The organism is Enterobacter cloacae complex sp. ECC445, assembly GCF_021892025.1.
GTDB classification, from domain to species: domain Bacteria; phylum Pseudomonadota; class Gammaproteobacteria; order Enterobacterales; family Enterobacteriaceae; genus Enterobacter; species Enterobacter chengduensis.
The window spans coordinates 59,934-79,788 of the sequence record NZ_JAKLRZ010000006.1; the positions used below are offsets into that span (position 1 = coordinate 59,934).

The following is a 19,855-nucleotide window of genomic DNA, read 5'->3' on the forward strand; positions in this document are numbered from 1 at the left end:
GCCATGAAACCAATAATCTTCTGGATCGTTGCCACCGTTTATACAGGGTTTGCCTTCTGCCTGCCCGTCCAGGCGCATGACGGCACGGTCTATATTAATGGCAAAATCAACCAACGAACCTGTACCGTCGCCACCGACTCTCAGGCACTGCTTGTCAAAATGGGGAACGTTCAGCGCAATCAATTCACCCAGGTCGGCGACAGTAGCTATTACGAATCCTTTACGATAAATCTGGAAAACTGCCAGGGTTCAAAGCAGAACATGAGCATCAGCTTTGAAGGTGCGCCTGATAAGAGCAATCCTTCCCTTCTTGCCCTTACACCCGACGCTGCCAGCGCGACGGGGATAGGCATTGGGATCTATAATCAGGATAAAACGCTTATTCCCATGGGCAAACCCAGCTCAACGCTTACGCCCGCGCAGGCCAGCGATACGCTGGCGTTTATCTTCTTTGCTCGCTATGTCTCGACTGTCACAGACGTGACGACCGGGACGGCCAACGCGTCCACCACGTTTATCGTCAATTATGCTTAATTTTCCCGGCATCCTGCTCAGCGCCTGCGCGTTGCTTACCGCCGTGCCCGCCGCTCACGCTGGCGTGGTTATCAGCGGAACGCGTTTCATTTATCCGGCGGGCGAGAAATCAATCACCTTCGCGGTACGTAACCCGTCGACAAGCACGTGGCTGATTCACACGAAAGTCAATGCGGGAGGCAGTTGGAAAGGCGCGGACCAGCCTGAGACGACACAAAACACGTTCATTGCCACCCCGCCGCTTTTTACCCTCAGACCCGACCGGGAAAATACCGTCCGCCTGACCTTTACCGACGGTGCGCTGCCGACCGATCGTGAGTCACTTTTTACCCTGATTGTCGCGGCCATTCCTGAGGGGAAAAATGGGGGCAACAGCGTGCAGACTGCGGTTCGCTCCCGCTTCAAGCTCTTCTATCGCCCGGCCAAACTGCCCGGCGAACCTGACGGCGCCTACCAGGCATTACGCTGGTCATACGGTAATGGCGCAGTGACCGTGGAAAACCCAACGCCCTATTACGTCACGCTGTTTCAACTTTCGCTCAATGATAAAAAATTGGCCGACAGCGGCCTCGTTGCTCCTTATGCGAAGCGCACCTTCGCAGGATGCCAGCAGGCAAGCCGCTGTGATATCCGCTGGCACGCTATCAACGAGTACGGACGCATTCTGCCCGAAATCACTCGACATGTGAGATAACCCTATGAAAAACCCTTTCCTCCCTCTCGCGCTTTGCGTATCACTCTTCCCCGCCTTTCAGGCTAGCGCGGAGCCGGCCAACACGCTCACGCCGCAACAAATCGAGCAAACGGGCAAAGCTGCGGAAGCCTGGTTTGAAGCGCATCCTGAAAAAATGGGCGAGCTTGTTGCGACCTACCTGGCAGAGCATCCTGAGTTTCTGGTGGCTGCTGGTGAAAATCTTCGTCAGCGCCAGCAGGTAGCTCAGCAGCAGGCCTTCGTGCAGGCCGCGCTGCACCAGCGCGATGCTCTGCTCAACGGCAAAAGTCCGGAACATGGCCCAAAAACAGCAAAAGCAGCCGTTATCGTCTTCCTGGATGAGACGAGCCCGGCAGGCCAGGCGGCCAGTGAAATGCTTAGCAATGTCGAAAAATCAAACCCGGACGTGCGCTTCATTTTTAAAGCGTTGGCTGCGACCGACAAGCAGCCGCTCGCGGCTGCCGTGCAGGAAACAAACGTCGCCCTGGCTCAGGCGATGAGTTTCACCGTCACGCCAGCGTTCGTCGTGATGCCGCAGGAGCAAGATCCGGAGATCCATCGGGTGAGCGTAATGAGCGGCAACGTCTCCGAAGAGGCGCTGATCATGGCAATCCAGAAAGCGAAGAAATAAGAACATTATGGCCGGGCGGTCCGCTATCCGCCCGGCAAAGCCCCTACTCCGGCAACAGCCCCACAAAACTGCGTTTTTTGCGCGGCTCTGACATCAGTTCCTCAAGCTTATCCACGCACGCCAGATAGTGCGGGGTTTGCTTATGCGCCAGCACCGCTTCTTCGTCTTTATAGGCCTCGTAGATAAAGAACCGGGTTTTCACCCTCGGATCCTGCAGCACGTCAAAGCGCAGGTTTCCCGGCTCCTTAATCGCCCCCTCGTGGTTGGCGCGAAACACCGTCAGAAACTCGTCTACCCGCTCGGGCCTGATGTTGATTTCCACTAACGTCACGTTCATTTTGCTTCTCCCTGTTTCTCTTCCTGCCAGAACTGGAACGCATCGCGGGCATTCCAGTTCTCGTGAACCACCTTTTTCACCGCCTTCAGCATGGCGAGCGGCGCGCTGGACTGGAAGATGTTGCGCCCCATGTCCACGCCGGATGCGCCCTGGTCAATCGCGCGCCAGCACATCTCCAGCGCCTCGTGCTCCGGCAGCTTCTTGCCCCCGGCGATGACGATCGGCACCGGGCAGCTGGCGGTGACTTTTTCAAAGCCTTCATCCACGTAGTAGGTTTTGACGAACTGCGCCCCCATTTCGGCGGCGATGCGGCTGGCGAGCGAGAAATACCGCGCGTCGCGCGCCATCTCTTTCCCCACCCCCGTCACCGCCAGCGTCGGCATGCCGTAGCGCGCCCCCGCGTCCACCAGCTTGATGATGTTATTAATCGACTGATGCTCGAACTCGCTGCCAATGTAGACCTGCGCCGCGACCGCGCAGACGTTCAGGCGCAGGGCATCCTCCATTGCCACCGCCACGCACTCGTTGGACAATTCGCTCAGAATCGAGTTACCGCCGGAGGCGCGCAGCACGACCGGCTTGTTGGTGGCCGCAGGCACGGTGCTGCGCAGGATGCCGCGGGTGCACATCAGCACGTCGGTTTCGCCAAACAGCGGGGCGATGGAGAGATCGATACGCTCAAGGCCGGTGGTCGGCCCCTGGAAATAGCCGTGATCAAAGGCCAGCATCACCGTGCGATTACTCTGCGGGTTGAAGATGCGCGAAAGCCTGGACTGCATGCCCCAGTCCAGCGAGCCGCAGCCCTTCAGGGTGTACGGCACGTTGACCTGCGGCGTGCCGATGCCAAAATCCTTCCCGTCTTTGATGTCGTCTAAATCAGCCATTTGCTCCCCCGTCAGAAATCGTATTTGCTGATGTTCTCTTTGGTGAACACCACGCGCTCCGGCAGCAGCACGATGCCGTTGCCCTTCGCCTCATACTGGTAGCCCTGCACGCTGTTTGGCTCGACCTTCAGCGCGCCGAGATCTTTCACCTCTACGCTGTCGCCAACGTTAAGATCGCCTTTTTTCAGTAAACGATCGGCGACATTGACCGCAATTTTGCCCTGTTGCACCACGTCCCACAGGCCGAAGGCTTTTACCGTGCCGCGCTCCACGTACGGGCGCATCACGTTCGGCGTGCTGAACCCAACAATCGCCACCCCTTCCCGCTTCAGGTTTTCCGCCGCCTGCGCCGCCGCCGGCAGCGCGTTGGCGTCCGGCGCAACGATCGCATCCAGATCCGGATACGCTTTTAGGATCCCCTCGGCGGTCTGCAGGGATTTGGTGGCGTCGTTATAGCCAAACTGGGTGGTGACGATCTGCCACTGGGGATGATCTTTCTCGATTTTGGCCTTCGCCTCTTTTACCCACTGGTTCTGGTCGGTGACCGTCGGGCTGGAGTAGAAGAACGCCACTTTGGCATTGGGTTTGGTGACCTGCTTGCCCGCCATCTCCACCAGCAGGCCACCGAGCTGTTCCGGCGTCCCCTGGTTGATGTAAATGCTGCGGCACTCCGGTTTGGTGTCGGAATCCCAGGTCAGCACCTTCACGCCGCGCTGCATCGCGCGCTTGAGTGCCGGGCATAATCCGTCCGGCGACACGGCGGAGACGATAATCGCGTTGTAGCCCTGGTTAACGAAGTTGTTGATGAGCTGAACCTGGCCGGAAACGCTCGGCTCTGTTGGGCCGTCGTAGGTGACGTCCACGCCAAGATCTTTCCCCGCCTCTTTCGCGCCGTTGCCGCCGCTGGTGAAGAACCCCACGCCCACCAGTTTCGGGATAAAGGCAATGCGGTCCGCCGCCTGCGCCGAGGCGAAGCTGAGGGCCATTGCCAGGACGAGCAGTTTTGTTTTCATCTTACGCTCCGGATAGTTTTTTAAAGAGAGAACGCACCCATTCGCGGTGCAGACTCAGCGAACGTCCCATCACCACCACAACCAGCAGCGCCCCTGACAGCGCGCTCGATACCTGGTTGGGGATGCCGACCATCTGTAAACCCTGTTGCAGGTAGCCCACCAGCAGCGCCGCCAGCGCCGTCCCCACAACCGAACCTGACCCGCCGTAGATATTCGCTCCGCCGAGCACGGCGGCGGTGAGCGCGGGCATCAGCAAATCGCGCCCCAGATCCGAACGCGCGGAGCCGAAATAGGAGACCATCACCAGCGCGGCAATCGCCGAAGCCACGCCCACCAGACCGTACAGCGCGTAGGGCATACCGTTCACCGACAGTGCCGCATAGCGCGCCGCGCGGGGGTTTTGCCCAATCAAAAACAGATGACGACCAAAGCGCCCGCGGTGGGTAATGAGCCAGAAGAAGACGGTAATCACCGCGAACAGCACCAATGGGATCGGCAAGCCCAGCACCGTGAGGTTAGCGAAGGCGGTAAAGCTGTCCGGGAAGCCGCCGATGCCCTCATAGCCCGTCGCCCCCGCCATGCCGGAAAGCAGCAGCGCCCCGCCACCGTAGAGGTAGAGCGTGCCGAGGGTGATAACCAGCGGGCTGATGCCGGTGTAGTGGATCAGCGCCGCATTCACCAGCCCGCACAGCAGGCCGAGCAGCAGCGTCAGCGGAATGGCCACCGCCATCGGCCACCCGGCCTGCATCATCACCCCCAGCGCGATGGCGCACAGGCCGATGGTCGAGCCCAGCGAGATGTCGATCCCGCCGCTGACGATCACCAGCGTAAGCGGCAGCGCCACAATCCCGATGCAGATAAAATCGCTGGTGCTGAACAGCAGCATGTTGACGTCGAGCATGCGCGGGTTGATGGCGCCAAAGAGCAGGATCTCCAGCACCAGCAATATCAGCAGCGCGCTCTCCCAGTTAAGCCTCATTTACGCCACCTCTTTTTTGCGTTTGGGAAACGGGGTGACGTGCTTTCCCCCTCTGTTACCCGGCTGGAAACGACCGTACTTCAGCGCCCGCTGATGGCGCGCCAGCGCCTGACGCAGCCGCCCGTCGAGCACCAGCACGCCCAGCAGCACCATCCCGGCGATAAAGTCGTTCCACCACGCCGGGAGTCTGAACAGCACCAGCACGGTGTCGATTTGCGTCAGGAAGAACGCACCGAGCAGCGCGCCAATCAGCGTGCCCGTGCCGCCCAGCAGCGAAATACCGCCGAGCACGCAGGCAGCGATGGCCTTCATCTCCAGCCCGCTGCCGGTCTGATTGGGGACAAAACCAATCTGCGCGGCAAAGACAATCCCGGCGCAGGCCGCCAGCATGCCGTTGAGGGTGAAGGCAATCATGCGGGTGCGGTTCACCGCCACGCCCAGCTGGCGCGCGGCGGCGAGGTTATCCCCGACGGCGTAGAAATCACGACCGAACGCGGTGCGCGACAGCGTCCACGCCCCTGCGGCTGCTACGATCAACACCACCACACCGAGCGGCGAAATGCCGATGGCAAGCGGTTCGGAGAGGGATTTCAGCCCCGGCGGCAGCCCTTCAATCCACTTCCCGCCGGTCCAGAGCAGCATCGCCCCGCGATACAGCCCCAGCGTGCCGAGGGTGGCGACAATCGCCGGAATGCGCAGACCCACCACCAGAAAGCCGTTGAACGCCCCGGCCAGCGCGCCGATGGAGAGCGCGAAGAGAATGGAAACGGGCAGGCTGTAGCCGCCGTTGAGCGCCACGCCGACGGCGATTGCCGACAGCCCAACGGTCGAGCCAACTGAAACGTCAATATTGCGGGTCAGCATCACCAGCGCCGCGCCGATGGCCAGCAGGATCAGGATCTGCGAGCTGGCGAAGATCATCCCCAGCGTCTGTAAGCTCAGGTAGGACGGGTTCAGCGCCACCAGCACGGCGAACAGCGCCAGAATGGCGAGAAGCGCGCTCAGCTCGCGGTTTTTCAGTAAGGTCTTCATGATTGCCCCCCGAACGCCAGCGCCATCATCCTGTCGAGGCTGACGGCATGACGCGGCAGCTCGCCGCTCAGTACGCCCTGATGCATCACCAGCACGCGGTCCGCGAGCCCCGGGAACTCGTCGAGATCGCTTGAGATCATCAGCACCGCGACGTTCTGCGCCGCCACGCTTTTTATCAGCTGGTAGATGTCGGCGCGCGCCGAGACGTCCACGCCGCGCGTCGGTTCATCGACAATGAGTAATAGCGGATTGGCCTCCAGACAGCGCGCCAGCAGCACCTTCTGCTGGTTGCCGCCGGAGAGCGTGCGCACGGTTTGATCCGCATGGTTGAGCTTGATCCCGAGCGCCCGGTGATAGCGCTCCACCACCGCAGACTCCCGCTTGCGCTGCTGCCAGAGGGACGGCTCGTTCAGCGCCACGGTGTTCCAGCGGATCGGCGCGTCGAGGAACAGGCCGGACACCTGCCTGTCTTCCGGCAGGTAAACCAGGCCTTTTTCCAGCCGAAAACTGACCGGATCGCCGGTGATATCCTGATTCTCCAGCCAGACGCGACCTCCGCGCACCGGGCGGAGGCCGTAAAGGGTTTCGGCAAACTCGGTACGTCCGGATCCCACCAGCCCGGCCAGGCCGACGATCTCTCCCGCGTAGATCTCAAGGCTCAGATCGATAAAACCTTCTCCGGTGAGATCGTCCACCCGCAGCACCGGGAAATCCTGCGGCTGGGTGCGCCGGTTGCCCGGCAGCGCCAGCCACAGTTTTTGCGTATCGCTCAGGGATTTTTCCCGGCTCACCGGCGTCATGGCGGCGATCAGGGCGCTATCGTCAAACTGCGCGGTTTCGCCGCTCAGCACCACCGCGCCGTCGCGCATCACCGAGACGTGGCTCGAAAGCAGGCGGATTTCCGGCAGCTTGTGGGAAATAAACACGATCCCGACGCCGAGCGCCTGCATCGCGCGGATCTGGCGGAACAGGCGTTCGGTTTCGCCCGGCGTGAGGGAGGCGGTAGGTTCGTCGAGGATCAGGATCCTGGCGTTGCGCATTAGCCCACGCAGGATCTCCACCATCTGCTGATCCGCCACTTCCAGGGTGCTGGCGGCGGCGTCGAGGTTAAGCCGGCACTGCAGCTGCTCGAGTTTTTCCGCCAGCCGCTTTTCACGATCGCGTTCGCGCGGCATGCGAAACAGGATGTTTTCCCGCACCGTCAGGTTGGGGAACAGCATCGGCTCCTGCGGCACCAGGTAAATGCCGAGCCTGTGCGCCTGCGCGGGCGTAAGGTGTGCAAAAGACTCCCCTGCAACCGAAAGTTCACCGCCGTCCGGCGTTTCAACCCCGGCGATGATCTTCATCAGCGTCGATTTTCCCGCGCCGTTCCCGCCCATCAGCGCGTGCACCTGGCCCGCAAGCAGCGTGAAATCAACGCCTTTTAGAACCGGCACGCCGGAGAACTGCTTGCTGATACTTCGCGCGTCGAGAAGTGGGGTCATCATCGCTCCGCTATTGAACAAATGATTTTTAGATTTAATAATGTTCAAAAGCGTAGACGGTGAACTATATTTACAACCGTGCAGGGATCACAGTTTTATCGATTGAGATTCAGATAAACCAGAAACGATCGAAATGATCCGTTTTGTCGCGTGGCTCACATTTTCCCTTCGCGCCATCACGAACATATGATCTAAATTTTTATAAGAGTTCAACTATGAGCGATAAACGCACTGCGGAAGAAGGACGGTTTGCCGGGCTGGCGCTGGCGGAAGAGGAGCTGGTGGCGCGCGTGGCCTGGTGCTACTACCACGACGGACTGACCCAGAACGACATTGGCGAACGCCTCGGGCTGCCGCGTTTGAAGATTTCTCGCCTGCTGGAGAAGGGCCGCCAGTCCGGGGTGATCCGCGTGCAGATCAACTCCCGCTACGAGGGCTGCCTGGCGCTGGAGACCGAGCTACAGCAGCGCTTCGGCCTGAAGCTGGTGCGCGTCATGCCCGCGTTAAATACGCCGCCGATGAACGTGCGGCTCGGTATTGGCGCGGCGCAGTCGCTGATGGGCGTGCTGGAGCCCGGCCAGCTGCTGGCGGTGGGCTTTGGTGAAACCACCATGAGCAGCCTGCAGCACCTGAGCGGCTTTATCAGCTCGCAGCAGATCCGCCTGGTGACGCTCTCCGGCGGCGTCGGGCCGTATATGACCGGTATCGGCCAGCTGGACGCGGCCTGCAGCGTCAGCATGATCCCCGCCCCGCTGCGCGTGTCATCCGCCTCCGTTGCCGGGATCTTAAAGCGCGAAACCAGCGTGCGGGACGTGATCCTCGCGGCCACCGCCGCCGACGTGGCGGTGGTTGGGATTGGTTCGGTGAACCAGCGCCGCGACGCCACGATACTGCGCTCCGGCTACATCAGCGAAGGTGAACAGCTGATGTACGCCCGCAAAGGCGCGGTCGGCGACATTCTCGGCTATTTCCTCAATGCCGAAGGCGAATGCGTTGAGGAGCTGGAGATCCACAAAGAATTACTCGGCGTCACGCTCGATGAGCTGGCGCAGCTGCCCACCATCGTTGGCGTGGCCGGCGGGGAAGAGAAAGCCGATGCGATTTATGCCGCACTGAAGGGTCGCCGTATCAATGGCCTGGTGACGGAGGAGACGACAGCCCGCGCGGTGCTGGCTCTGGCCGAATAAGAGCCCGCCCTGCGCAAACAGCGAGGCAAGCTCATGAGCTACCTTTTAGCGTTAGATGCAGGGACCGGCAGCGTTCGCGCCGTGATTTTCGATTTGCAGGGCAACCAGATTGCCGTCGGCCAGGCCGAGTGGAAGCACCTGAGCGTGGAAAACGTGCCGGGATCGATGGAGTTCGACCTCGACACCAACTGGCGGCTGGCCTGCCAGTGTATCCATCAGGTGCTGGCGCGCGCGCAGCTCGGCGCGGCGGATATTCAGTCCGTCGCCTGCTGCTCCATGCGCGAAGGGATCGTGCTGTATGACCGCAACGGCGAGGCCATCTGGGCCTGCGCCAACGTCGACGCCCGCGCCAGCCGCGAGGTGGCCGAACTCAAAGAGATCCACGACAACCGCTTTGAATCCGAAGTCTATGACGTCTCCGGGCAAACTCTGGCGCTGAGCGCCATGCCGCGCCTGCTGTGGCTGGCGCACCATCGCCCGGACATCTACCGCAACGCCGCCACCATCACCATGATCGGCGACTGGCTGGCGGCGAAGCTCTCCGGCGAGCTGGCGGTTGACCCGTCGAACGCGGGCACCACCGGCATGCTGGACCTCTTCTCCCGCGACTGGCGTCCGGCGCTGCTCGACATGGCCGGGCTGCGCGCCGATATCCTCTCCCCGGTAAAAGAGACCGGTACCCTGCTGGGTGCCGTTAACCGTGAAGCCGCACAGCAGAGCGGCCTGCGCGAGGGTACACCGGTGGTGATGGGCGGCGGCGACGTGCAGCTGGGCTGTCTGGGGCTGGGAGTGGTTCGCGCCGGGCAAACGGCGGTGCTGGGCGGCACCTTCTGGCAGCAGGTGGTGAACCTGCCGCAGGTGCGCACCGACCCGGACATGAACATCCGCATCAACCCGCACGTGATCCCCGGCATGGCGCAGGCGGAGTCGATCAGCTTCTTTACCGGGCTGACCATGCGCTGGTTCCGCGACGCCTTCTGTGCGGAGGAAAAGCTGATTGCCGAGCGGATGGGGGTGGACACCTATTCCCTGCTGGAAGAGATGGCGAGCCGCGTGCCGGCGGGCTCCCACGGGGTGATGCCGATCTTCTCCGACGCGATGCATTTTAAGCAGTGGTACCACGCCGCGCCGTCGTTTATTAACCTCTCCATCGACCCGGAAAAGTGCAACAAAGCGACGCTGTTCCGCGCCCTGGAGGAGAACGCGGCAATCGTTTCGGCCTGCAACCTGGTGCAGATTTCGCGCTTCTCCGGCGTAGCGTTTGACAGCCTGGTGTTTGCGGGCGGAGGCTCGAAAGGGGCGCTGTGGAGCCAGATTTTAAGCGACGTCACCGGCCTGCCGGTGCGCGTGCCGGAGGTGAAAGAGGCGACGGCGCTCGGCTGCGCGATTGCCGCCGGCACCGGCGCGGGGCTGTTTGCCGATATGGCCTCGACGGGCGAGCGGCTGGTGAAGTGGAGCCGGGAATTTACGCCGAACCCGGCGCACCGCGAGCTGTACGACGGCATGATGCAGAAATGGCAGGCGGTGTATGCCGACCAGCTTGGGCTGGTGGACAGCGGGCTGACGACGTCGATGTGGCAGGCGCCGGGGCTGGTGTGCGACACACGCCCCTCACCCTAACCCTCTCCCCCGAGGGGAGAGGGGACTGCTCCGTGCGGCCTTTCACCCTCTCCCCTCTGGGGAGAGGGCCGGGGTGAGGGGCAAAGTTCTTTGAGATCTATCACAATCATTCGATCCCGCTTTTACCTTTCCGCTGCCGCTGGCTAAATTAGTAACTCATCCGACCACATAACAATAATTTTACACTGGAAGAGACTATGAGCCGCTACCCGTCGTTATTCGCCCCCCTCGATCTGGGGTTCACCACCCTTAAAAACCGCGTGTTAATGGGCTCGATGCACACCGGTCTGGAGGAGCATCCGGACGGGGCCGAGCGTCTGGCGGCTTTCTACGCCGAGCGCGCCCGCCACGGGGTGGCGCTGATCGTCACCGGCGGCGTAGCCCCTGCCCCTTCCGGCGTCGGCATGGAAGGCGGCGCGGTGCTGAACGACGCGTCACAGCTGCCGCACCACCGCGTTGTGACCGACGCGGTACACCGCGAGGGCGGCAAAATCGCCCTGCAAATCCTGCACACCGGACGCTACAGCTATCAGCCGAACCTGGTCGCACCGTCGGCTATTCAGGCGCCGATTAACCGCTTTAAACCTCACGCCCTCACCCACGACGAGATCCTCGCGCTGATCGACGACTTTGCCCGCTGCGCGGCGCTGGCGCGTGAAGCAGGTTATGACGGCGTCGAAGTCATGGGCTCAGAAGGTTATCTAATCAACGAATTCCTCGCGGCCCGTACCAACCAGCGCGAGGACGAATGGGGCGGCGACTACGTCCGCCGCATGCGCTTTGCCGTAGAAGTGGTGCGCGCGGTGCGCGAACGAACAGGAACAGATTTTATTATCGTCTTCCGCCTGTCGATGCTCGACCTGGTGGAGGGCGGCGGCACGTTCGACGAAACCGTGCAGCTGGCGCAGGCGATTGAAGCCGCAGGTGCCACCATCATTAACACCGGCATCGGCTGGCACGAGGCGCGCATCCCGACCATCGCCACGCCGGTGCCGCGCGCGGCGTTCAGCTGGGTGACGCGCAGGCTGAAGGGCAAAGTGTCTGTTCCGCTGGTCACCACCAACCGCATTAACGACCCGCAGGTGGCGGACGATGTGATATCGCGCGGCGATGCCGACATGGTGTCGATGGCGCGGCCGTTCCTTGCGGATGCCGAGCTGCTGTCCAAAGCGCAAAGCGGACGCGCGGATGAGATCAACACCTGCATCGGCTGTAACCAGGCCTGCCTGGATCAGATCTTCGTCGGCAAGGTGACCTCCTGCCTCGTCAACCCGCGCGCCTGCCACGAAACTAAAATGCCGGTCGTTCCGGCGGCCAGCATAAAACGCCTGGCCGTCGTGGGCGCGGGCCCGGCGGGCCTGGCGTTTGCAGTGAATGCCGCCTCGCGCGGCCACAGCGTGACGCTATTTGACGCCGCAGGCGAGATTGGCGGGCAGTTTAATATCGCCAAACAGATCCCCGGCAAAGAGGAGTTCTACGAAACCCTGCGCTACTACCGCCGGATGATCGACCTGACGGGCGTCGAGCTGCGGCTCAATCAGTTTGTCAGCGCGGCGGATCTGATCGGTTTTGATGAAGTGATCCTGGCGAGCGGGATCGTACCGCGCACGCCTACGATCGCCGGTATCGACCATCCAAAAGTGCTGAGCTATCTGGACGTATTGCGGGACAAAACGCCGGTTGGCGAGAAGGTGGCGATTATCGGCTGCGGCGGAATTGGCTTTGATACCGCCATGTACCTAAGCCAGCCGGGTGAGGCCACCAGCCAGAACATTGCCGAGTTTTGCGTGGAATGGGGCATTGATACCAGCCTGAGCCAGTCCGGCGGCCTGCGTCCGGAAGGGCCGCAGCTGCCGAAGAGCCCGCGCCAGATCGTGATGCTGCAGCGTAAAGCCAGCAAGCCGGGCGAAGGGCTGGGCAAAACCACGGGCTGGATCCACCGCGCCACCCTGCTCTCGCGCGGGGTGAAGATGATCCCGTCGGTGAGCTACGAAAAGATCGACGACGAGGGCCTGCACGTTACGATCGGCGGCGAGCCGCAGCTGCTGCGCGTGGATCACGTGATTTTGTGTGCCGGGCAGGAGCCGAAGCGCGATCTGGCGGATCCGCTGCGCGAGGCCGGTAAAACCGTGCATCTGATTGGAGGGTGCGACGTGGCGATGGAGCTGGACGCGCGGCGCGCGATTGCGCAGGGGACGAAGTTGGCATTAGCGATTTGATTTTTCCCCTCACCCCGGCCCTCTCCCCAAAGGGGTGAGGGAGAAAAGACCGCACCGAGCCGTTCCCTCTCCCCTCTGGGGAGAGGGTTAGGGTAAGGGGATAACAATCTTACCGACGGCGCCCCAGCTTCACCGACTTCAGCACCACAAACTTGTTGTTGGTCGCAACGGTGACGCAGTTACCGAAAATCTTCTTCAGCTTGTGGAAGTAGTCCAGGTGGCGGTTCGCCACGATGTACAGCTCGCCGTTAATCTTCAGGCAGCGGCGCGCGTGGTGGAACATCTCCCAGGCGACGTTATCCGTCAGGGCGTGCTTCTGGTGGAACGGCGGGTTACAGAACACGGCGTTGAAGCGGAACGGCTCGACGCCGGAGAGCGCGTTGTTAATCATAAACTCGCAGCGGTCCAGCGCGTCCGGCAGGTTGGTTTCCACGTTCAGACGGCTCGACGCCACCGCCATCGGCGACTCGTCGCTGAACACCACGCTGGCGTCCGGGTTCTTCGCCAGCAGCGTCAGGCCAATCACGCCGTTGCCGCAGCCGAGGTCGACAATTTCCCCTTCCAGATTTTCCGGCAGATGCTCCATAAAGAAGCGCGCCCCGATATCCAGGCCGGTGCGGGAGAAGACGTTCGCGTGGTTGTGGATGGTCCAGTCGGTGCCTTCCAGCGTCCAGCTCAGGGTCTCCGGCGCGTCGGCCAGCTCCGGTGCGCTGAAGGTACAGTTGATCAGGCGCGCTTTTTTCCACGCCAGCGTCGTGGTGGTCGGGCCGAGGACTTTCTCGAACAGCTCCAGCGTCGAGGTGTGGATATCGCGCGCCTTGGCGCCCGCGATGATGCGGGTTTCTGGCGTGACGACCTTACGCAGCGCGCGCAGCTGCTGTTCCAGCAGCGCCATGGTTTTTGGCACTTTGATCAGCACCACGCCCGGCGCCTGCGGGTACTCCGCGGTGCTGTCGAGAAACTTCACGCTGGACTCGTCGATGTCGTTATGGCGCAGGTTTTCACGCGTCGCCAGCTCGCTCAGGTAGGAATCGCCGATGCTGTAAGGTTTGTGCTCCGCCAGGGCGCAGCCCAGGGCGCCAAACGCGTCATTCAGGATCAAAACCGGGCCGCGGATTTCAGCGTCATCCAACTGCTGCAGCAGATATTCATCCGCCGCTTCCCACGCCTGAAGCGGGTTAACGTCGTCCGTTTCCGGGAAACGTTTAAGGTTGAGTGAACGGAAACCGTTGTCTAAGTGGCTCATCGGCCCTCCTGAATGGTAAAATTTGGCGTATCCCTGAAAAGGGTGCGTGAGTATACCCGTTTTATTGTCAATTTGGGGCGTTGATGAACCAACTTACTTATCTCCAGGGCTACCCGGAGCAATTACTTTCTCAGGTTCGCAGCCTGATTGCCGAGCAGAAGCTGGGCGCGGTGCTGGAAAAACGCTACCCCGGCACGCACGATTTCACGACCGATAAAGCCCTCTGGCAGTATACGCAGGATCTGAAAAGCCGGTATCTGAGGAGCGCGCCGCCGATCAACAAGGTGATGTACGACAACAAAATCCACGTGCTGAAAAATGCGCTCGGCCTGCACACGGCGATTTCACGCGTGCAGGGCGGCAAGCTGAAGGCGAAGGCCGAGATCCGCGTGGCGACGGTTTTCCGCAACGCGCCGGAAGCCTTTCTGCGGATGATTGTGGTCCACGAGCTGGCGCACCTGAAAGAGAAAGAGCACGACAAAGCGTTCTATTCCCTGTGCTGCCACATGGAGCCGCAGTATCACCAGCTGGAGTTTGATACCCGGCTGTGGCTGACGCATTTATCGTTAAAGAGTAATGCGCAGTAGCGCACGCGAATTGTCATGATGACGTGCTACAGTGGCTAAAGGTTCCCCGCTACGGAGTACGTAAACGTTTATGATACGTTTCGCAGTCATTGGAACGAACTGGATCACGCGCCAGTTCGTCGACGCCGCCCACGAAACCGGCAAACTTAAACTTACCGCAGTTTATTCCCGCAGCCTTGAGCAGGCGCAGAGTTTTGCCAACGATTACCTCGTCGAGCATCTCTTTACCTCGCTGGATGAGATGGCGCAAAGCGACGCCATAGACGCGGTGTATATCGCCAGCCCGAACTCCCTGCACTTCCCGCAGACGACGCTGTTCCTCAGCCACAAAAAGCATGTGATTTGCGAGAAGCCGCTGGCGTCGAATATCCAGGAAGTGGAAGCCGCCATCGCGCTTGCCCGCGAAAACCAGGTGGTGCTCTTCGAAGCGTTCAAAACCGCCAGCCTGCCGAATTTCCTGCTGATACAGCAGTCGCTGCCGAAAATTGGCAAAGTGCGTAAAGCCTTTATTAACTACTGCCAGTACTCGTCGCGCTACCAGCGCTACCTCGACGGCGAGAACCCGAACACCTTTAACCCGGCCTTCTCGAACGGCTCGATTATGGATATCGGCTTCTACTGCCTGGCCTCCGCCGTGGCCCTGTGGGGCGAGCCGCACGGCGTGACGGCCACCGCCAGCCTGCTGGAAAGCGGAGTGGATGCGCACGGGCTAGCGGTGCTCGATTACGGTGATTTCAGCGTCACGCTGCAGCACTCCAAGGTGAGCGATTCCGTGCTGCCGAGCGAAATTCAGGGCGAAGCCGGGTCGCTGGTTATCGAGAAGATCTCCGAGTGCCAGAAAGTGAGCTTTGTGCCTCGCGGCGGCAAAGCGCAGGAGCTGACGCAGCCTCAGCATATTAACACTATGCTCTATGAGGCAGAGGTCTTCGCCCGACTGGTGGAAGACAACGAAGTGAATCACCCGGGCCTCGCGGTGAGCCGCACCACGGCGAAGCTGCAGACGGAGATCCGCCGTCAGACCGGCGTGGTCTTCCCGGCGGACGGCGTGAGCACGGAAGTTATCGCGTAAAGCTGTGTAATGAAACGGCGCAGACCATTGACGAAACCAATGGTCTGACATATTTTGTTACCTGCAAAGGGGAGTAACTTCTTCGCCGGTGGATCGTCATTACGATGCGTGCAAAACCGCATCCGGTCGCCGGGCAACCCTCGTGGTTGTAAGTGAGACCTTGCCGGAAGGCGAGGTCTATGCATAAAAAGCTAACGGCTATCGTCTTCTGACCATAGCCGTTTTTGTTTTTTATGTGTAAGGAAAATAGTATGCATTCTGTCGGCACTCCCATGTTGTGGGGCGGATTCGCGGTTGTCGTGCTCATCATGCTGGCGATCGACCTCTTTTTACAGGGGCGTCGCGGCGAGCACGGCATGACCATGAAGCAGGCCGCCGTCTGGTCTCTGGTGTGGGTCACGCTCTCCCTGCTCTTCTGCGCGGCATTCTGGTGGTATCTGGCCTCGACCGAAGGCCGGGCGGTGGCCGATCCCCAGGCGCTCGCCTTCCTCACCGGCTATCTGATTGAAAAAGCCCTCGCCGTTGATAACGTCTTCGTCTGGCTGATGCTGTTCAGCTACTTTGCCGTGCCTGCGTCGCTGCAGCGCCGCGTGCTGGTGTACGGCGTTCTGGGCGCGATTATCCTGCGTACCATTATGATCTTCGCCGGCAGCTGGCTGATTACCCAGTTCGAATGGCTGCTGTACGTCTTCGGCGCGTTCCTGCTGTTCACCGGGGTCAAAATGGCGCTGGCGAAAGAGGACGGCTCTGCGATTGGCGATCGTCCGCTGGTGAAGTGGATCCGCAGCCACCTGCGCATGACCGACAAGATCGAGAGCGAGCACTTCTTCGTGCGCAAGAACGGCCTGCTGTTTGCCACGCCGCTGCTGCTGGTGCTGATTCTCGTTGAGCTGAGCGACGTGATTTTCGCAGTGGACAGCATCCCGGCCATTTTCGCCGTCACCACCGACCCGTTCATCGTTCTGACCTCAAACCTGTTCGCCATTCTGGGCCTGCGTGCGATGTACTTCCTGCTGGCGGGCGCGGCGGAGCGCTTCTCCATGCTGAAGTACGGCCTGTCGGTGATCCTGGTGTTTATCGGTATCAAGATGCTGATCGTCGATTTCTACCATATCCCGATCGCTATCTCGCTCGGCGTGGTGTTTGGCATTCTGATCGTGACGCTGATTATCAATACCTGGGTTAACCGCCAGCACGATAAGAAGCAGCAGGTGGAATAAAACGTTCGGTGCGGGCTGACGCCCTCACCCCGCCCCTCTCCCACGGGGAGAGGGAGAAATACAATGTAGGCCGGGTAAGCGCAGCGCCACCCGGCATTTTCGTTAATCAATAGTTAAAAAACATGACGCAACACGTAAAATCCAGCATTTTACGCTTCCCTCTATTCGCACATTCCATATACTCGACCAGGCAAACATTTACTTACATCCGGACATAAATGTGACTAAGAGCACATCCAGGATGGAACGCAATTTCACTCAGGAATAACGTATGAGCACACAATCAAGCGGTCTGTTCGCGCGCCTGGCGCAGGGCAGCCTCGTTAAACAAATTCTGGTCGGGCTGGTGTTGGGTATTCTGCTGGCCATGGTGTCAAAACCTGCTGCAGAAGCCACTGGGCTGCTCGGGACGCTGTTCGTCGGCGCACTGAAGGCCGTCGCACCGGTTCTGGTTCTGATGCTGGTCATGGCCTCAATTGCCAATCACCAGCACGGACAAAAAACCAACATTCGCCCTATTCTGTTCCTGTATCTTCTGGGAACCTTCTCGGCTGCCTTAACGGCCGTTGTATTTAGCTTCCTGTTCCCGTCTACGCTGCATCTGACCAGCGCGGCCGGTGACATCACGCCGCCGTCCGGCATTGTCGAAGTGCTTCGCGGCCTGCTGATGAGCATGGTCTCTAACCCCGTCACGGCGCTGATGAACGGAAACTACATCGGCATCCTGGTCTGGGCGATTGGTCTGGGCTTTGCGCTGCGTCACGGTAACGACACCACGAAAAACCTGGTCAACGATTTGTCGAACGCCGTCACCTTTATGGTGAAGCTGGTGATTCGCTTTGCGCCAATCGGGATCTTCGGGCTGGTCTCCTCCACGCTGGCCACCACCGGTTTTGACGCGCTGTGGGGCTACGCGCAGCTGCTGGTTGTTCTGGTCGGCTGTATGCTGCTGGTGGCGCTGGTGATCAACCCGCTGCTGGTGTTCTGGCAGATCCGCCGCAATCCGTATCCGCTGGTGCTGACCTGCCTGCGCGAGAGCGGCGTGTATGCGTTCTTCACCCGCAGCTCTGCGGCAAATATTCCGGTTAACATGGCGCTGGCAGAGAAGCTGAACCTGGACCGCGATACCTACTCCGTCTCCATTCCGCTGGGTGCGACCGTGAACATGGCTGGCGCGGCGATCACCATCACCGTGCTGACCCTGGCCGCGGTGCATACGCTGGGTATTCCGGTGGATCTGCCAACGGCGCTGCTGCTGAGCGTGGTGGCATCGCTGTGTGCCTGTGGCGCGTCCGGCGTGGCGGGCGGCTCGCTGCTGCTGATCCCGCTGGCGTGCAATATGTTCGGCATCCCGAACGAAATCGCGATGCAGGTTGTGGCCGTCGGCTTTATCATCGGCGTACTGCAGGACTCCTGCGAAACGGCCCTGAACTCCTCTACCGACGTGCTGTTCACCGCAGCGGCCTGCCAGGCGGAAGACGCGCGTTTAGCGAAGAACGCCCTGCGCAGTTAAAAAGAAAAGCCCGGTGGCGGCTACGCCTTACCGGGCCTACAGGGTTTAGTAGGTCGGGTAAGCGCCAGCGCCACCCGACAAAGTACTTAAAGCGTCACACCGCTCTTAAAGATCGCCAGCTCGCGGAAGTCATTCTTCTCGTTGCAGGTCTGCCTGCCGTTGGCAAATTCCACAATCGCGTCCACGAACTCCGTCAGCAGCTGCGGCATCGCCTTGCCGTGGATAAGCTGCCCGGCATCAAAGTCAATCCAGTGTTTTTTCTTCGCCGCCAGCTCGCTGTTGGTGGCGATTTTCACCGTCGGCACAAAACCGCCGTACGGCGTACCGCGACCGGTACTGAACAGCACCATATGGCAGCCGGCACCCGCCAGCGCGCTGGTGGCAACGGCGTCATTACCCGGTGCGCTCAGCAGGTTCAGACCGTGGGTTTTCAGGCGCTCGCCGTAGCGCAGCACGTCAACCACCTGGCTTGCGCCCGCTTTCTGGGTGCAGCCCAGGGATTTCTCTTCGAGCGTAGTGATCCCGCCAGCTTTGTTACCCGGCGACGGGTTCTCATAAATCGGCTGATTGTGGGCGATGAAGTACTGCTTGAAGTCGTTCACCATGGTGACGGTCTTCTCAAACGTCGCTTCGTCGCGGCAGTGGCTCATCAGAATACGCTCTGCCCCGAACATTTCCGGCACCTCGGTCAGCACCGTCGTGCCGCCGTTGGCGATCACGTAGTCCGAGAAGCGGCCCAGCATCGGGTTAGCGGTAATGCCGGAGAGGCCATCGGACCCGCCGCACTCCAGACCAAACTTCAGCTCGCTCAGCTTGCCCGGCTCGCGCGTGTCCTGGCGCATCACCTCGTACAGCTGGTGCAGATGCTCCAGGCCCGCCTCCACTTCGTCATCCTGGTGCTGACACACCATAAAATGGACGCGCGAAGGATCGAACTCGCCCAGCGTGTCGCGGAAGGCGTCTACCTGATTGTTCTCGCAGCCCAGGCCAATCACCAGCACCGCGCCCGCGTTCGGGTGGCGCACCATGTTTTGCAGCATGGTGCGGGTGTTGATGTGGTCGTCGCCCAGCTGTGAACAGCCGTAGGTGTGGCTGAACAGATGCACCCCGTCGATGCCTTCGGCATCGCGAGTCTCTTTCAGAAAACGCGTCTGGATCTGACGCGCAATCCCGTTGACGCAGCCGACGGTTGGAAGGATCCACAGCTCGTTGCGGATCCCCACCTCGCCGTTGCCGCGGCGATAGATCTGCACCTCACGATCCGCCGCCTCCCGCGCTTGCGCAGGTAAATCAGGTTGATAGCTATACTCGTCCAGATCGCTCAGATTGGTGCGGGTATTGTGGGAATGAATATGTTCACCCGGCTCGATATCCGCCAGCGCATGCCCAATCGGAAGCCCGTACTTAACGACGTTCTCCCCGTTAGCGATGGGCTTCACGGCAAACTTATGTCCGCGACCGATCGCCTGACGCAGGGTGGTACTCTGGTTATCAACGGTCACCACGTCGCCTTCACCGAGATCCGTCAGCGCGACGGCAACGTTATCCAGCGAATGGATTTTGATGTATTGCATATCAACCTCAAACG

The 19,855-nt window shown here is 60.6% G+C and carries 18 protein-coding genes; 10 read left to right on the forward strand and 8 right to left on the reverse strand.

Features of this window, described 5'->3' with window-relative positions:
* Window positions 1-3 precede the first annotated feature (3 nt).
* From L6R44_RS07855 to L6R44_RS07865, 3 genes are read left to right on the forward strand one after another with little or no spacing between them, the layout of a single operon-like run.
* Window positions 4-534 carry a fimbrial protein gene (locus L6R44_RS07855; RefSeq protein ID WP_032642235.1) on the forward strand — a complete coding sequence of 177 codons (531 nt, stop codon included), beginning with the start codon at window positions 4-6 and terminating at the stop codon, window positions 532-534.
* Window positions 527-1,228, forward strand: coding sequence for a fimbrial biogenesis chaperone (locus L6R44_RS07860; RefSeq protein WP_237423786.1), 702 nt, complete (start codon window positions 527-529; stop codon window positions 1,226-1,228). The genes L6R44_RS07855 and L6R44_RS07860 overlap by 8 nt, the downstream gene beginning before the upstream one ends.
* A 4-nt stretch (window positions 1,229-1,232) precedes the next feature.
* Window positions 1,233-1,877, forward strand: coding sequence for a hypothetical protein (locus tag L6R44_RS07865; protein ID WP_237423787.1), 645 nt, complete (start codon window positions 1,233-1,235; stop codon window positions 1,875-1,877).
* Window positions 1,878-1,920: 43 nt separating this feature from the next.
* Here the strand turns inward: L6R44_RS07865 and lsrG are convergent, their stop codons facing one another.
* The 6 genes from lsrG to lsrA are packed head-to-tail and all read right to left on the reverse strand — an operon-like array spanning window position 1,921 to window position 7,606.
* Window positions 1,921-2,214, reverse strand: a complete 294-nt coding sequence (lsrG, locus tag L6R44_RS07870) for a (4S)-4-hydroxy-5-phosphonooxypentane-2,3-dione isomerase (RefSeq protein ID WP_237423788.1) — start codon at window positions 2,212-2,214, stop codon at window positions 1,921-1,923.
* The gene (gene lsrF / locus L6R44_RS07875) at window positions 2,211-3,098 is read right to left on the reverse strand and encodes a 3-hydroxy-5-phosphonooxypentane-2,4-dione thiolase (RefSeq protein ID WP_237423789.1); all 888 of its coding nucleotides are present in this window, start codon (window positions 3,096-3,098) and stop codon (window positions 2,211-2,213) included. Before lsrF ends, lsrG begins: the two co-directional genes overlap by 4 nt.
* Before the next feature lie 11 nt (window positions 3,099-3,109).
* Entirely contained in the window at window positions 3,110-4,111 is a 1,002-nt protein-coding gene (lsrB, locus tag L6R44_RS07880; RefSeq protein ID WP_045330886.1) for an autoinducer 2 ABC transporter substrate-binding protein LsrB, read from the reverse strand.
* A gap of 1 nt (window position 4,112) precedes the next feature.
* A complete protein-coding gene (gene lsrD / locus L6R44_RS07885; protein ID WP_032642246.1) occupies window positions 4,113-5,090 on the reverse strand; it encodes an autoinducer 2 ABC transporter permease LsrD in 978 nt (325 codons plus the stop codon).
* Entirely contained in the window at window positions 5,091-6,122 is a 1,032-nt protein-coding gene (gene lsrC / locus L6R44_RS07890; RefSeq protein WP_237423790.1) for an autoinducer 2 ABC transporter permease LsrC, read from the reverse strand.
* The gene (gene lsrA / locus L6R44_RS07895; protein WP_237423805.1) at window positions 6,119-7,606 is read right to left on the reverse strand and encodes an autoinducer 2 ABC transporter ATP-binding protein LsrA; all 1,488 of its coding nucleotides are present in this window, start codon (window positions 7,604-7,606) and stop codon (window positions 6,119-6,121) included. Before lsrA ends, lsrC begins: the two co-directional genes overlap by 4 nt.
* Window positions 7,607-7,821: 215 nt before the next feature.
* Between lsrA and lsrR the strand changes: the two genes are divergently transcribed.
* From lsrR to L6R44_RS07910, 3 genes are all read left to right on the forward strand, one after another.
* Window positions 7,822-8,793 (forward strand): transcriptional regulator LsrR, encoded by a 972-nt coding sequence (gene lsrR / locus L6R44_RS07900; protein ID WP_237423791.1) that lies wholly within the window; start codon window positions 7,822-7,824, stop codon window positions 8,791-8,793.
* 33 nt (window positions 8,794-8,826) lie between these two features.
* Window positions 8,827-10,413 (forward strand): autoinducer-2 kinase, encoded by a 1,587-nt coding sequence (gene lsrK, locus L6R44_RS07905; RefSeq protein WP_237423792.1) that lies wholly within the window; start codon window positions 8,827-8,829, stop codon window positions 10,411-10,413.
* 197 nt (window positions 10,414-10,610) lie between these two features.
* Entirely contained in the window at window positions 10,611-12,632 is a 2,022-nt protein-coding gene (locus L6R44_RS07910; protein WP_237423793.1) for an NADPH-dependent 2,4-dienoyl-CoA reductase, read from the forward strand.
* A gap of 109 nt (window positions 12,633-12,741) precedes the next feature.
* On the opposite strand, the gene rlmG is transcribed toward L6R44_RS07910, so the two are convergent.
* Complete coding sequence (gene rlmG / locus L6R44_RS07915) at window positions 12,742-13,878, reverse strand: 23S rRNA (guanine(1835)-N(2))-methyltransferase RlmG (protein WP_237423794.1); 1,137 nt, start codon at window positions 13,876-13,878, stop codon at window positions 12,742-12,744.
* An 83-nt stretch (window positions 13,879-13,961) separates the two neighbouring features.
* On the opposite strand from rlmG, the gene L6R44_RS07920 reads away from it, so the two are divergent.
* The 4 genes from L6R44_RS07920 (at window position 13,962) to sstT (ending at window position 18,267) form a co-directional block, all read left to right on the forward strand.
* Window positions 13,962-14,465 (forward strand): YgjP-like metallopeptidase domain-containing protein, encoded by a 504-nt coding sequence (locus L6R44_RS07920; RefSeq protein ID WP_237423795.1) that lies wholly within the window; start codon window positions 13,962-13,964, stop codon window positions 14,463-14,465.
* A 70-nt stretch (window positions 14,466-14,535) separates the two neighbouring features.
* Window positions 14,536-15,534: a Gfo/Idh/MocA family protein gene (locus L6R44_RS07925; RefSeq protein WP_237423796.1), complete on the forward strand. Its 999-nt coding sequence runs from the start codon at window positions 14,536-14,538 to the stop codon at window positions 15,532-15,534.
* A gap of 251 nt (window positions 15,535-15,785) precedes the next feature.
* On the forward strand, window positions 15,786-16,754 hold the full coding sequence (locus L6R44_RS07930) for a TerC family protein (protein ID WP_237423797.1): 969 nt from the start codon (window positions 15,786-15,788) through the stop codon (window positions 16,752-16,754).
* 271 nt (window positions 16,755-17,025) lie between these two features.
* The gene (gene sstT, locus L6R44_RS07935) at window positions 17,026-18,267 is read left to right on the forward strand and encodes a serine/threonine transporter SstT (protein WP_237423798.1); all 1,242 of its coding nucleotides are present in this window, start codon (window positions 17,026-17,028) and stop codon (window positions 18,265-18,267) included.
* Window positions 18,268-18,353: 86 nt separating this feature from the next.
* On the opposite strand, the gene L6R44_RS07940 is transcribed toward sstT, so the two are convergent.
* Window positions 18,354-19,841 carry a UxaA family hydrolase gene (locus L6R44_RS07940; RefSeq protein WP_237423799.1) on the reverse strand — a complete coding sequence of 496 codons (1,488 nt, stop codon included), beginning with the start codon at window positions 19,839-19,841 and terminating at the stop codon, window positions 18,354-18,356.
* Window positions 19,842-19,855: the final 14 nt, after the last annotated feature.